Annotated in this window: 10 protein-coding genes; 6 read left to right on the top strand and 4 right to left on the bottom strand. The window is 66.1% G+C overall.

Annotation, left to right across the window (positions count from 1 at the left end; all coding sequences use genetic code 11):
• Positions 1-64: 64 nt before the first annotated feature.
• The 3 genes from VFW04_00970 to VFW04_00960 form a co-directional block, all read right to left on the bottom strand.
• Positions 65-2,857 (bottom strand): pitrilysin family protein, encoded by a 2,793-nt coding sequence (locus tag VFW04_00970; protein HEX5177874.1) that lies wholly within the window; start codon positions 2,855-2,857, stop codon positions 65-67.
• Positions 2,858-3,006: 149 nt separating this feature from the next.
• Positions 3,007-5,634 (bottom strand): ABC transporter permease, encoded by a 2,628-nt coding sequence (locus VFW04_00965; GenBank protein HEX5177873.1) that lies wholly within the window; start codon positions 5,632-5,634, stop codon positions 3,007-3,009.
• On the bottom strand, positions 5,631-5,981 hold the full coding sequence (locus VFW04_00960) for a PadR family transcriptional regulator (GenBank protein ID HEX5177872.1): 351 nt from the start codon (positions 5,979-5,981) through the stop codon (positions 5,631-5,633). The genes VFW04_00965 and VFW04_00960 overlap by 4 nt, the downstream gene beginning before the upstream one ends.
• Before the next feature lie 171 nt (positions 5,982-6,152).
• Between VFW04_00960 and VFW04_00955 the strand changes: the two genes are divergently transcribed.
• Positions 6,153-7,967, top strand: a complete 1,815-nt coding sequence (locus VFW04_00955) for a hypothetical protein (protein HEX5177871.1) — start codon at positions 6,153-6,155, stop codon at positions 7,965-7,967.
• 16 nt (positions 7,968-7,983) lie between these two features.
• On the opposite strand, the gene VFW04_00950 is transcribed toward VFW04_00955, so the two are convergent.
• Positions 7,984-9,027, bottom strand: coding sequence for a hypothetical protein (locus tag VFW04_00950; protein HEX5177870.1), 1,044 nt, complete (start codon positions 9,025-9,027; stop codon positions 7,984-7,986).
• A 171-nt stretch (positions 9,028-9,198) separates the two neighbouring features.
• Here VFW04_00950 and VFW04_00945 point away from each other — a divergent pair, with 171 nt between their 5' ends.
• The 5 genes from VFW04_00945 to VFW04_00925 form a co-directional block, all read left to right on the top strand.
• On the top strand, positions 9,199-10,077 hold the full coding sequence (locus tag VFW04_00945; GenBank protein ID HEX5177869.1) for a protein phosphatase 2C domain-containing protein: 879 nt from the start codon (positions 9,199-9,201) through the stop codon (positions 10,075-10,077).
• 367 nt (positions 10,078-10,444) lie between these two features.
• On the top strand, positions 10,445-10,804 hold the full coding sequence (locus VFW04_00940) for a hypothetical protein (GenBank protein ID HEX5177868.1): 360 nt from the start codon (positions 10,445-10,447) through the stop codon (positions 10,802-10,804).
• Positions 10,805-10,955: 151 nt separating this feature from the next.
• Positions 10,956-11,282 (top strand): hypothetical protein, encoded by a 327-nt coding sequence (locus VFW04_00935; protein HEX5177867.1) that lies wholly within the window; start codon positions 10,956-10,958, stop codon positions 11,280-11,282.
• A 227-nt stretch (positions 11,283-11,509) separates the two neighbouring features.
• Positions 11,510-13,606, top strand: coding sequence for an elongation factor G (fusA, locus tag VFW04_00930; GenBank protein ID HEX5177866.1), 2,097 nt, complete (start codon positions 11,510-11,512; stop codon positions 13,604-13,606).
• 91 nt (positions 13,607-13,697) lie between these two features.
• Positions 13,698-13,828, top strand: a 131-nt coding sequence (locus VFW04_00925) for a GTP-binding protein (GenBank protein HEX5177865.1), incomplete at its 3' end; no start/stop codon positions are given.

The raw sequence follows: 13,828 nt of genomic DNA, 5'->3' as shown, positions 1-13,828 counted from the left end.
GGCCGACACGGAGATGGAGGGGATGGGCGTTGCCTCCCTCCGTGCTGGCCGTCGGTTCGCGATCTCAGGGCGACGTCGTTTCCGGTTTGCCGTCGGCGTCGAGGAACGTCACTTCGCCTAACGCAAGCTGTCGCACGCCTGCCTCGATCTTGGCGCGGTCGCCGACCACCACCCAGATCTCGCGGTCGGGCTGGATGAACGTCGACACGGCTTTGGCGATGTCCTCCGGCGTCAACGCGCGGATGCGCGACTCGTACGTCTGGTAGTAGTCGTCGGGCAAACCGTAGGCCGCGATATCCGAGAGCGCGCCGCGCACGGCGCCGCCGGTTTCCCAGCGTCCGGCGAGCGTGAGCGTCTCGCGATCCTTGGCGCCCTGAACTTCGGCGGCGGTGAGCGGGCGTGCGCCGGCGATGTCGTGCAGCTCCTTCACCAACTCGGCTAACGACTCCTTGGTCTTGTCGGTTTGCACCGGCGCGTAAATGAACCAGGGGCGCTGGCCGCGCGCGTCCTGTGCGAAGGCGAAGGAGCCGTACGACCAGTGCTTGTCCTCGCGCAGATTCATGTTGATTCGCGAGCTGAACGAGCCGCCGAACGCGTCATTGAGCGTCTCGAATGCGAGCTCGTGCGGGTTGGCGGTGGGCGCAATGAGCGAGCCGCCGATGATGATCGACTGCTCGGCGCCGGGGCGGTCGAGGATGTAGACCTTCGTCTTCGTTGGGCCGGGCACCGTGGCGATGTTCTCGGCCGGGACGTCGCCCGGCTTCCAGTCCTTGAACACGCGCTCGAGCTTCGGCGCGAGCTCGGCCATCGTAATGTCGCCGACGACGACGAGCGTCGCGTGATTCGGCTTGAACCACGAGCGGGCGAACGCGGCGAGGTCATCGCGGGTCATCGCGTTCACTGACGCCTCGGTGCCGCTCCCGGTGAGCGGCTGCGAGTATGCGTGTCCCGGTCCGTACAGGAGCGCCGGCACGACGCGGAGCGCGAGGCCGGTGGGCTCTACTTTTTCCTGTTGGATGTTGGCGAGCGTCGCCTGCTTTTCCCGAGCGAGGTCACTGGCGGGGAACGTGGGATGCAGAATCACGTCGGCGTAGAGCGCCAGCGCCGAATCCATTTTGTCGCGCAGCACCGACAGCGAGACCGTTGCGACGTCGAGGCCGGACGACGCGCCGAGGTCGGCGCCGAGCGAGGCGAGCGCGTCGCTGATTTGCGTTGCCGAGCGGGTGGTGGTGCCTTCATCGAGCATCCGCATGGTCATGGATGACACGCCGGGTGCGTTAGGCTTGTCCGCGGCGAAGCCGGCGTCGAGCAGCATGGACATGCGCACCAGCGGGATGGTCGTGCGCCGCGAGAGCACCACCTTGAGTCCGTTGGACAGGGTGGCATGCTCTGCCGGTGGAAGCGGCGCATCGGGCGGCGTGCCGATTGCGGGCATCGTCTTGCGATCCACGCCTCCGGCGGCGGCGGCGAAATCGGGGAACGGCACCACGTCGAGCACGTAGACGCCATCGCTCAACCAGCGTTGGGCGGCGCCGCGCAGGTCGGCAATCGTCGCGCGTTGGACGCGTTGGAGCTCCACCTTGTATTCGCCGGGGTTGCCGACGAAGGTCTGGCCCCGCGCGAGGATGTCCGAGGTGCCGCCGAACCCGCCGATGCGTTCCACGCGGCGGACGAAATCGGCGCGATACTCGGTTTTGACGCGCGCGAGCTCGGTCGGGGTGGGTCCAGTACGAATGAATGCCGCGAGCTCTTCGTTCACCGCGCGTTCCACGTCGTCGAGTTTTCCGTTAGGCTGCGCGGTGGCGACGATGTTGAACTGCCCGCCGATCTCGCGCGCGTTCAGGTAGGCGAAGACGTCGGTGGCGGTGCGGTCGCGGTAGACGAGGCGCTTGTACAGTCGGGACGCTTTGCCCGACCCGAGAATGCTGGCGACGAGGCCGAGGTAGGTCGCATCGGGGGCGCCGAATTCGGGCACGTTCCACACCTGGTAGGTGCGCGCCTGCGGAACGCGGTCCTGCATGATCTGGCGGTGCACGCCGGTCATCTTGGCGATCCACGTGCTCTGTTTGGTGATCGGGGGGCCCGGCGGAATGTCGCCGAAATACTGTTGTGCTTTCTGCCGCGCGGCCTCGACCGTGATGTCGCCGGCGATCGAGAGGGTGACGTTGGCCGGACCATAGTAGGTGCGGAACCACGTCTTGACGTCTTCCAGCGACGCGGCATCGAGATCATCCATCGAGCCGATCACCGAGTGGGAATACGGATGGCCGGCGGGGTAGGTATTCTCCGGAATGATGACCTCGGTTTTCCCGTACGGCTCGTTTTCGTCCTGGCGCTTTTCGTTCTGCACGACGCCGCGCTGGAGGGTGAGCCGGGCCGAATCGATCGCGCCTAACAAGTGGCCCATGCGGTCCGATTCCAGGAACAGCGTGCGATCGAGCGCCGACACGGGCACGGTCTCGAAGTAGTTGGTGCGGTCTTCGTTGGTCGTGCCGTTGAGGTCCGTCGCGCCGAGCGCTTCGGCGGCGGGAATGTAGCGGTCGTTGTGGTTCTCGCTCCCCGCGAACATGAGGTGCTCGAAGAGATGCGCGAAGCCCGTCTTGCCGATGACTTCGTTTTTCGAGCCGACGTGGTACCACAGGTTGACGGCGACGATCGGCGCCTTGTGGTCTTCGTGCACGAGCACCGTTAGGCCGTTGCCGAGGACGAACCTGGTGTATGCGATGTCGGGGACTCCTGGCGCGTGCGCCGAGGCCGATGGCGGAGCGGGCATTGGCTTGGCCGGCGGCGTCTGCTGCGCGGCGGCGGGCGCGCTGAGCAGCGCGGCGGCGAAGACGGCTGGACGGAGCAGGGACATGGGATCCGGCTCGGGGTGGAGGAAGCGCGACGCGTCGTTGGGTGCCGGCGATCATGGCCGCCGCCGGCGCGTTTCTCAAGGGGCGCGCTGGCCCAACGCGTCGATTCTAACGATACGCGAACAGACGCGGCCGGCGTCCGCCGGCGCGGTTACTCGGCGAGGCTGCGCGCCGGGTGGACGCGTGCGGCCCGCCAGCAGGGAATGAGCGCGGCGGCGACGGACGCGACGAGGAGGAGTGCGGTGACGGCGAGCAGCGTGCCATAATCCCCGGCGCCGACGCCGTAGAGGACGGCCTGGAGCAGCCGCGAGAAGGCCACCGCCCCGGCAGCGCCGATGAACACGCCGAGTGCCGTTAGGCGCACGGCGCCGCCGGCGACGTACGTCACGATGTCGCGACGGGTCGCGCCCAATGCCATGCGCACCGCCAGCTCGCGGCGGCGCTGCGCGACGCCATACGCGATCACACCGTAGAGGCCAACCACGGCGATCAGCACGACGATGATGGCGAACGTGTTCACAATGTCCGCGATCAACCAGAATGGCGAAACGTGGCGTGCGTCCATTTCGCGCATGGTCAGCGGGTCTCCGACCGCGACGCGGGGATCGACGCGGGCAACGGCGAGTCGGACGGCCTCGCGCATCGCTCGCGGATCCCCGGCGGTCCACACCTCCAGGTCCATGGCTGTGGACGGCGCCTGGGCCGCGGCACGATAGATCTCGGGGCGCATCGGCTCGTCCAACCCGCCCTGGTGCACGTCCGACGAGACTCCGACGATGGTCCAGGGGACGGAATCGATGGTCAGTGTTCTGCCTAACGGATCGGCGTTGGGCCAGAGAAACGTTGCCAGGTAGTGGTTGATCACCGCCACGCGCTCGGCGCTCGTATCGGCGCGGTCGCCGGCAGTGATGCCGCGGCCGGCGACGATGCGGACGCCCATGGCGCGGAAGTAATCCGGGCTGATCCGTTGGTCGTTGGCTGTGAGCGGGCTGCCATCGGGCTGCGGCGGACGCCCGGGCACCGAATAGGTGGTGCCCCAATAATTGTTGCTGAGCGGTGTCGTGCTGACGACGCCGGCCGCGAGCACGCCCGGTACGGTGCGGAGCCGGCTGTCGAGTCGAGACACGAAATCGCGTGCGGTGCCGTCGGAGGCGCCACGCGGGAGAGACAGCTGCATCGTCAGCACGTGATCGAGGCGAACGCCGGGGTTGCCGTTGATCATGTTTCGCGCACTGCGCGTGAGGAGCGCGGCTGCCGTGAGGACGATGAGCGCGACACTCACTTCGACGACGACGAGCGCCGCTCGCAGCCTGGTCCCGTGCATGTCGCCGGCCGCGCCCCGTCCGCCATCGGCGAGCACCGCCGACAGCGGCGTACGCGCGGCGCGCAGGGCAGGCAAGAGTGCGAAGAGCAGCGTGACCAGCAGGCAGAGCACGAGCGCGAATGTCATCGCGCGCACATCCACGCGCACGAACGCAAATCCCGGTGCATAGCGCGTCATGGCCGGCGGCATGATGCGCAGGGCGGCGCGGATGCCCCACGCGGCCAACCCGACGCCTAACGCAGCGCCGGCGAGCGCGACCAACAGCGCCTCGAACAACAGATGCCGGGCGAGCCGGCCGCGCCGGCCGCCGAGCGCGGCGCGAAGCGCCATCTCGCGCCGCCGCGCGGAGGTGCGGGCCAACGCGAGGTTCGCGGCGCTCACGCACGCGGCGATGAGGACGAGCGCAACCGCTGCGCCGACGATCTGCACGAGCGTGCGAGTGTCGTCGTTGTGGAACGCGTTGATGGGGCGCGGCACCAGGATCCACCCGTCGTCGGTCTTCGGGGACTCGCTCGCCAATTGCGCGCTGATGCGCGCGGCCTCGCGTTGGGCATCGGCGAGCGTCGATCCGGCGGCGAGCCGGCCAAAGATGTCCAGCCGTTTCGCGCTGTGGTTGTTCGCGTCATCGGCGGTCAGGACGAGCGGCGCGTACACATCCACGGCCTCCGGAAAGGCGACGCCTTTCGCGAGGACGCCCACCACTCTGCGGGCCGCGCCATCGAGCACGATCGTCGAATCGAGCACGCCGCGACTGTGGTCGAATCGCTGCTGCCAATAGTCGTACGAGAGAATTGCGACGCCGTCGCGACCCGGTGTTCCTGCGTCGCTCGTGAAGTTGCCGCCGAGCGCGAACGGCGCCGACACGAGCGACAACAGGTTAGGCGTGACGCGATAGCCGGTCACGAGCTCGCTCGGCGCATCCGCCGCGCCGTTCAACGAGGCGCGCCACAATGCCGCCGCGCCGACTGCCGACAACGTTGTTGCGCGTTCGCCGAGCGCCATGAAGGCCGCAGGGGATGCAACGTCACAGGATGGGCACTGGCGCGGAGAACGCTGGACGATCCACACGAGATGGCGCTGCGGCAATTGCGGAAACGGCCGCGCGAGGACGTGGTCGCCTAAACTGAACACGGCGGTCGACGCACCGATGCCGAGTGCGAGCGTGATCGTCGCGGTGAGTGCGTATGCAGGGCTGCGCCGCAGTCCGCGCGCGCCGTGCCGCACGTCCTGCACGATCTGCTCGAGCCACGTGAGTCGCCACACGGCACGCATTTCCTCAGCGACGAAGGTTGGATTGCCGAACCGTCGGCGAGCCGTGGCCGCTGCGTCCGAGGGGGTGCCCGGGCTCTGGCGCGCGACATCCTCCGCCTCGAGCTCGAGGTGATCGGCGAGCTCGCGGCGGATGTCATCATCGCGAGGGGCGCCGGCCCGGCGGAAGAAGCGGCGCACGGTCACGTCTCCGGCGCCGGTTGCATCACGCGGCCGATCGCGTGGACGAGCGTGTCCCAGCGCGACTGCCGGGCGCGGAGCTGGCGCCGTCCGGCTGCCGTTAGGCGGTAGCACTTGAACTCGCGCGTGCGGCCGGGCGGCGTCTGCCATCGCGAGGCGATCCAGCCGTTGCGTTCGAGGCGGTGGAGCGCGGGATACAGGGAACCGTGTTCGACGACGAGCACGTCGCGCGTCGTCTGCTGGATGTGCTTCGCGATCCCGTGGCCGTGCGCGGGACCGAACAGCAGCGTCTTCAAGATGAGCATGTCGAGCGTGCCCTGCAGCAGCTCGATCTGGTCGGGTGTCGGCGGCATGTGCGCGTGATGGTAGGCTGTCTACCGTACACAGGTAGTAGACATTCTACCATGTGTCAAGAACGGCCGGTGTCAGAGATTCGTGCTGCGGGGTCGCGTCATCGGCCGGTCGTCCCGCGGCCGGCGCTCTGGTGGTTCGCCTGTACGCACTGCATTCTCTGCACGAGCACGATGACCACGATCGACTTGGACCTCGACACGGATGCGAATCTCATGAGCTCGTCGAAACGCAGAGGACGGCTGGCCGGCGCCGGCGCGGCGGCCACACTGGCGGTTGCGCTTGGAACGGCTGCGCTGATCGGGCCGGCGCACCGCGCGGCCAGCGCCGCGCGGACGCCGGACCATCCGCCGGCTGCGGGGCTGCGATTCGAGATCACGTTTCCGGCGTCGGCATCGTCGGAGCCGCAAACGGGGCACATCGTGCTGGTCGTGTCCAAGGACACGAGCGCGGAGCCGCGGTTTCAGTACCAGGTGTACGAGCCCGATGTGCAGCCCGGGTTCGGGCTCGACGTGGACAGTCTCGCACCCGGCAAACCCGCGGTGATCGACGGATCGGTGTTCGGTTGGCCACTGGCGAGCGTGAACGATCTGCCGGCGGGGGACTACCGCGTGCAGGCGGTGTTGAACCGCTACGAGCCCTTCCACATGGCGTCGGGGCACACGTTGTGGCTGCCGCCGGACAAAGGCGAGGGACAGCACTGGTTCTCGAAGCCGGGCAACTTCTACAACGCGCCGGTCTCGGTCCACCTGGACCCGCGGGCGGGCCAGACGGTTCGCCTAACGTTAGACAACGTGATCCCGCCGATCCCCGCGCCCAAGGACACGAAGTGGGTAAAGTACGTCCGCATGGAGAGCCCGCTCCTGTCGAAATTCTGGGGGCGCCCGATGTATCTGGGTGCGATCGTCCTCCTGCCGGCGGGGTTCGACGATCATCCGAACGCGCACTATCCGCTGGCCGTGGACCAGGGACATTTCCCGACCGGCTTCCACAACTTCGATCCGAATCCGCCGGCGCCCGGCATGCACGGGCACGACAGCGTGCGCGCGGCGTACGGCTACGATCTGTTCAAGAAGTGGACGGGGCCGCACTTCCCCCGGATGCTGGTGCTGCAGATCCAACACGCGAACCCCTACTACGACGACTCGTACGCGGTCAATTCGGCGAACCTCGGGCCGTACGGCGATGCGATCGTCAAGGAGCTCATCCCGTACATCGAGAAGCGGTTCCGCGGCATCGGCGCCGGGTGGGCGCGCACGCAGTTCGGCGGATCCACCGGCGGATGGGAATCGTTAGGCGAACAGATCTTCTATCCCGATGACTTCAACGGCACGTGGACCTTCTGCCCCGACCCGGTCGATTTCCGGCAGTACGAGACGATCGACATCTACGGCGACACGAGCGCGTACGTCTTCAACGCGCAGTGGAAGCGCACGCCGCAGCCGTCGGGCCGCGACTATCTCGGCCACCTGCTCACGACCGTCGAGAACGACAACCACTGGGAATACGTGCAGGGGCGGAACGGTCGGTCGAGCGAGCAATGGGACATCTGGGAGAACGTGTGGGGGCCCATGGACAGCGATGGCTACCCCAAGCCGCTGTACGATCAGCTCTCCGGACACATCGATCCGAGCGTCGCGCAGTACTGGAAGGAGCACTACGATCTGCGATACATCCTGCAGCGCGACTGGAAGACGTTAGGCCCGAAGCTGGTAGGGAAGATCCACATCTACAGCGGGACGATGGACAGCTGGCACCTGAACAACGCCGTCTATCTCATGCAGGATTTTCTGGACCGGACAAGGGATCCGTACTACGCCGGGTCGATCGAGTACGGCGACCGGTACGAGCATTGTTGGACCGGCGACTCGCAGCACTCGCTCGAGGTGGGCGCGATGACGGTGTTCCAGCGGTTCCTGCCGGTGATGGCGGAGCACATCGTGAAGACGGCGCCGCCGGGCGCGGATACCGTGAGCTGGAGATACTAACGGAGCTCGCGAGGCCTCAGCTCTGGCGCAAGCGTTCGAGCGACTGGGTCACGTTAGGCGGGATGAACAGGTTGTCCGAGATCGCGGCGATCTCTTCGGCTTCCTGCCATGCGCGCTCGAGCTCGGCGAGCTCGCCCTCGAACGCGCGGCGCTCGGCTTCCTCGTGCAGCGCCATCTCGAGCGCCAGGCGATATTCGCCGGGCAGCCCGAACAGCCCGTGCTTCGTGAAGCTCGTCGACATGCCGTCGCGGCCCCAGCGGCGGTTCCGCTCGCGCGGCCGGGTCAACCCGGCCGAGCTTAGCGTTAGGCGGCCGATAAAACGGTCGGCGCTGCCCGCATCTTCGATCCGGTCGACCGCGCCGGCGATCATCTTCTTGTTGCCGCCGAACCGGTTCACCTTCGGAATCACGATCGACGCAATGTGCTGCGCTTCGCGCCCCTCGAAATGCGCCTGCCCATTCTTGAATCGAAGATCGATGGCGAGCCCGCCGTCCGCGCCGCGGCCGAGCACCGTTTCTCCCAGGTGGCGTCGCCGAACGTGGACCAGGCCCGCTTGTGATGTCTGGATCTGCGCCACCACCGTTTCCGGATTGCCGTTTACGGCAATGGCGCCCGCGCGCGCGGCCAACCACCCAAACGCGCCGATCACCCCGGCGTACGCGCCGAGCGCCATGATCCCGCCCACGGCCACCACGCCGCCTCCGGCAAGGAGCAGCTGGCGACGCCGACGCCGCCCGAACTGATCGCCGTAACGCCACGCCGCGAATTCCGGCCTCAACGGCTGGCCGATGCGAACCAGCGTCGTGCCATCGCGCAGCTTGGCGAGGCCGATGTTGTCGGTCGACACACGTCGCCGCGTATCACGAAAGAGCCGCTCGGCCGTCTCGATCGCCTCCCACCGCTCCTCGAGCGGCGAGAGATTCCAGCGCTCGCAATGCGGGCAGACCACCCAGAGGCGTCCCTTGGCGGCATCGAACGCGAGACGCTTGCCGACCGGGAACGTCTCCAGCGTTTCGTTGGCGCCCAGCGCCTTATTGCAGAAGAGGCAAGTCGCGTACATGTCCTTTCATATTACGCGAGACGAAAGGCAAAGTGTCGGTGTGACCACCACCGCCGGGGGGTCAAACGAGTTGCGAAGTCGCTGGGTGCGGCGATAGGATCGAGGACGAGGCGCAGGCCTCGGCGACGCCGGCCGGCGTCGCGCGTTGTCTTCGCAAGTCGTGAGGGCCTCATGTCCACGGCCACCGCAGCCGATCCGGTGACGTCGCGCAAACCGCGCGACGACGAAATCGATGTCTGGGGACTCACTCACCCCGGCAAGGTCCGCAAATCGAACCAGGATCACTTTCTGCTCGGGTCGCTGCACAAGCGACTCGAGATCCTGGCGTCGTCGCTGCCAGCCGCCGAACAACTGCGTGCATGCGACGAGCGCATCGGGTTTCTGGCGATGATAGCCGACGGTGTGGGTGGACGCGCGGCAGGCGAAGAGGCGAGTCGCCTCGCGCTCGAGCAGGTGACCATGTACGTCGCGCAGAGCACGCGATGCTACTACGAGTACAATTCGCAGGCCGACGATTTCACCGACATGCTGCAGGCGGCGGCGCTCAAGAGTCACGAGCGCGTGCTGGAGCATGCGCACGCGTATCCTGACATGCAGGGCATGGCGACGACGCTGACGCTCTGGATCGGCGTGTGGCCCTGGATCTATCTCCTGCAGGTGGGTGACTCGCGGTACTACCTGTACCATCACGGCGAGCTCACCCAGGTGAGCCGCGATCAGACGGTAGCGGAAGAGTTGGCCCGCCAGGGACTGCTCACGCGTGCGTCGGCGGCTCGGTCTCCGTTAGCCAACATGTTGTCGAGCGCGATCGGCGGGCAGCAGGCGGAGCCGGTGGTGACGCGTCTGCGCTCGGACTGGAAGCAGGTGCATCTGCTGTGCAGCGACGGCCTCACGAAGCATGTGTCGGACGAGCGCATCGCCGAGAGGCTGCGCACGATGACGTCGGCGCGGGCCGCGTGCGAGGCGCTGTTGCAGGACGCGCTGGACGGCGGCGGCACGGACAACATCACTGTCGTCGTTGGGCGAGCGGTCCGCGAGGATCGTCCGTGATCGTGCGCGGCGCCGACTCGCTGACGGTCGGTCGGCGTCGCAATCGCAACAGATGGCGCAGCCGGGCGCTGGAGAGCCGACCGTAGCAGACTCGGACTACGCCAATCGACCGGGCTCATGCATCTCGTGCGGCGTCGACCGCCCCGATCGTCGCGCGCATGGAAACTGGTCCGGCCGCCAGCACGATTTACGCTTTCGGTGAATACGAGCTCGATCTGCGACTCCACGAGCTGGGCCGCGCGGACACGAGACGGAGAGACGGCAGATGTCCGCCCTGCGCGGTGCGGTTGGGCTTCGCGCGAGCGTCGTGGCGCGGTATTGGCGAATCGTGTGCGAAACGCAGATCCCTCGAACCGGAGCATCGCACATGTCCACAATGAGACGCGGTCTTCGCCGGTTGAATTCGCCGTTGGCGTTCGTCGCAGCCGTTCTGCTGCTCGCGGGGTGCGCGAGCACCACGCCCATTCGCCAGTTACTTGATGACCCCGGCCGCTACGACGGCAAGTCGGTCCAGATCAAGGGAGTTGTAAAGGAGTCTGCAGGAGCGTTCGGGCTGGGCACATATCAAGTGCAGGACAACACGGGAACGCTCACGGTCGTGAGTCAGTCCAATGGCGCGCCGAGGACTGGAGACAGGATCGGTGTGAAGGGGGTTTTCCAGGCGTTGTTCACGCTCGGAAGTCGGACCCTGGCGGTGCTTCGCGAGCAGAGCAGATCATTTCCCTGATGCGGGCGCCAAGGGAACCGCAGCACGAAACAATGGCGCGATAGAACGATTCGACCAGCAAAAAAAAGACGTCGGTACGCCAAGGCGTCGGTGGCATCGTGGGCGGCATGGCGCGTTGCTCAGATACCGCCGAGGCCGTTACCGTGTGATCATGCCCGTATCGTCGACCCAATGGACCGCTGAGCGCGTGCGCGCGTTGCCGAACGACGGCAAGCGGTACGAAGTCATCGACGGTGAACTGTTCGTGACTCCGGCGCCGAGCTGGGAACACCAGCGCGGTGCACTCGCGATGTTTCAGCGCGAGCACGTGCCGGAATATTGGATCGTTGATGTTGCCGCTCGACCCATCGAGCGCTGGGGTCCGGACGACAACGGCCCCGAGATCATAGTAGGGGAGCTGATGTGGCAGCCCGACCGCGCCGCGTCACCGCTCGCGATTGATCTCGATTCTTATTTCAAGGGAGTGTGTCTCGAGTAGCGATCAGGCGTTGACATCGCCGTCGTCTACGGTATGTTTTCTAGGCTACAACTGAACCGCCGAGCAAATTGAAGCTCGGCGCGCCATTGGGTCCCCACCCGCGCAGTAGTGGCGAGTGCACCCGGCGGCAGCGGATGGATACCGGCTCCTATAGGGGGCGTCCGGTCCACCCGTTTTTTTGCTGGATTTTCACGCGCTTCAGCCTTCGGCAGCGATAGCGAATTCTCATGGCACGCACAACACCGCTCGACCACTATCGGAATATCGGCATCATGGCGCACATCGATGCCGGGAAGACGACGACGACCGAGCGCATTCTGTATTACACGGGCAAGAGCTACAAAATCGGCGAAGTCCATGATGGCGCAGCCACCATGGACTGGATGGAGCAGGAGCAGGAGCGCGGCATCACGATCACGTCGGCCGCAACCACGTGCTTCTGGCGCCGCAACGGCACCGAGTACCGCATCAACATCATCGACACGCCGGGGCACGTCGACTTCACGGTCGAAGTGGAGCGGTCGCTGCGCGTGCTGGACGGGGCGGTGACGCTGCTCGATTCGGTGGCCGGGGTTGAGCCGCAGACGGAAACGGTGTGGCGTCAGGCGGACCGCTACGGCGTGCCGCGCATCGTGTTCGCCAACAAGATGGACCGCGTGGGCGCCGACTTCGACCGCTGCGTGTCGATGATTCGCTCGCGGTTGTCGCAGAAGGCGTATCCGCTGCAACTGCCGATCGGGACGGGCGAGCTCTTCGTTGGGCACATCGACGTGCTGCGGCGCGTGGCGATCGTGTTCGATGAAGCAACGTTAGGCAAGACGTACATCGAAGAGCCGGTGCCCGAGAAGTACGCCACGGCCGTCGCAGAAGCCCGGCACGCCGCGATCGAAGCGGCCGTCGAGCACGATGAGACGCTCCTCGAGAAATATCTGAGCGGTGCGGAGCTGACGTTCGACGAGATCCAGCAGGCCATCCGCAAGGCGACGATCGCGGGGCAGTTCGTCCCCGTGCTCTGCGGCGCGTCGTTCAAGAACAAGGGGGTGCAGCAACTGCTGGATGCGGTGATCGACTATCTGCCGGCGCCGGTCGACCTCAAGGCGATCAAAGGACACGTTCCGCACCACGACGAGACGTTCGAGGAGCGCACGGTGTCGGACGAGGAGAAGTTCTCGGCGTTGGCGTTCAAGATTGCCACCGATCCGTTCGTTGGAAAGCTGACGTACATCCGCGTGTATTCGGGTGTGCTGAGCGGTGGATCGTACGTCTACAACTCGACCAAGGATCGCCGCGAACGCGTGGGTCGCTTGCTGCAGATGCACGCGAACAAGCGCGAGGAGATCGAGGAAGTGCGGGCCGGCGACATCGCGGCGGTGATCGGGCTCAAGGACACGCGCACGGGCGACACGCTGTCGGACGAGAGTCATCCCGTGGTGCTCGAGGCCATGAAGTTCCCGGCGCCGGTGATCGACGTCGCGATCGAGCCCAAGACCAAGGCCGACCAGGACAAGTTAGGCATCGCGCTCCAGAAGCTGGCCGAAGAAGACCCGACGTTCCGCGTGCACTCGGACGCCGAGACGGGCCAGACGATCATCTCCGGCATGGGCGAGCTGCACCTCGAGATCATCGTCGACCGGATGCAGCGCGAGTTCAAAGTCGACGCGAACATCGGCCGTCCGCAGGTGGCCTATCGCGAGACGATTCGCCGGCGCGTCGAGAAGATCGAAGGGAAATTCATTCGGCAGACGGGCGGACGCGGACAGTACGGCCACGTCGTGATCAACATGGAGCCGACGACGGCCGGCACGGGCTTCGTGTTCGAGGACAAGATCGTGGGCGGCGTGATCCCGCGCGAATACATCGGACCGGTGGAACAGGGCATCAAGGAAGCCATGGAGAATGGCGTGATGGCCGGCTATCCGGTGGTCGACGTGAAAGTGGAATTGATTTACGGCTCGTACCACGATGTCGACTCGAGCGAGATGGCGTTCAAGATCGCGGGCTCGATGGCGTTCAAGGATGCGGCGAAGAAAGCGAGTCCGGTGCTGCTCGAGCCGATCATGAACGTCGAGGTCGTGTGTCCTGCGGACTACATGGGCGACATTTTAGGCGACCTGTCGGCGCGGCGCGGACGCATCGGCGGCATGACGCAGCGCGGGGAAGCACAGGTGATCGGCGCCAGCGTGCCGCTCTCCGAGATGTTCGGCTACTCCACCACGCTGCGCTCGGCGTCGCAGGGGCGGGCGGTGTACTCGATGGAGTTCAGCCATTACGAGGAAGTGCCGAAGAGCAAGGCAGAGGAGATCATCAGCAAGGTGAAGGCGTAGCAGTCGGGAGCAGGCATCCGTTAGGCGGCCCGCACGGGCGGACCGTTTCGTATCGTTAGACGACAACCACTTCGAGCGTAGGAACGCAGCCATGGCCAAGGCAAAGTTTGAGCGGACGAAGCCGCATGTGAACGTGGGGACGATTGGGCACGTGGACCACGGGAAGACGACGTTGACGGCGGCGATCACGGCGATCCAGGCGAAGAAGGGGTTGGCGCAGTT

This window comes from Gemmatimonadaceae bacterium, assembly GCA_036273715.1.
Taxonomy (GTDB): domain Bacteria; phylum Gemmatimonadota; class Gemmatimonadetes; order Gemmatimonadales; family Gemmatimonadaceae; genus JADGGM01.
The sequence above is the reverse complement of the archived record's forward strand: the minus strand, read 5'-3'. Positions and strand labels throughout refer to the sequence as shown.

Excerpts from the sequence above, each read along its gene's own strand:
- VFW04_00940 (HEX5177868.1), top strand. The coding sequence starts at position 10,445 with ATGTCCACAATGAGACGCGGTCTTCGCCGGTTGAATTCGCCGTTGGCG.
- fusA (HEX5177866.1), top strand. The coding sequence starts at position 11,510 with ATGGCACGCACAACACCGCTCGACCACTATCGGAATATCGGCATCATG.
- VFW04_00945 (HEX5177869.1), top strand. The coding sequence starts at position 9,199 with ATGTCCACGGCCACCGCAGCCGATCCGGTGACGTCGCGCAAACCGCGC.
- VFW04_00960 (HEX5177872.1), bottom strand. The coding sequence starts at position 5,981 with ATGCCGCCGACACCCGACCAGATCGAGCTGCTGCAGGGCACGCTCGAC.
- VFW04_00950 (HEX5177870.1), bottom strand. The coding sequence starts at position 9,027 with ATGTACGCGACTTGCCTCTTCTGCAATAAGGCGCTGGGCGCCAACGAA.
- VFW04_00955 (HEX5177871.1), top strand. The coding sequence starts at position 6,153 with ATGACCACGATCGACTTGGACCTCGACACGGATGCGAATCTCATGAGC.
- VFW04_00935 (HEX5177867.1), top strand. The coding sequence starts at position 10,956 with ATGCCCGTATCGTCGACCCAATGGACCGCTGAGCGCGTGCGCGCGTTG.
- VFW04_00970 (HEX5177874.1), bottom strand. The coding sequence starts at position 2,857 with ATGTCCCTGCTCCGTCCAGCCGTCTTCGCCGCCGCGCTGCTCAGCGCG.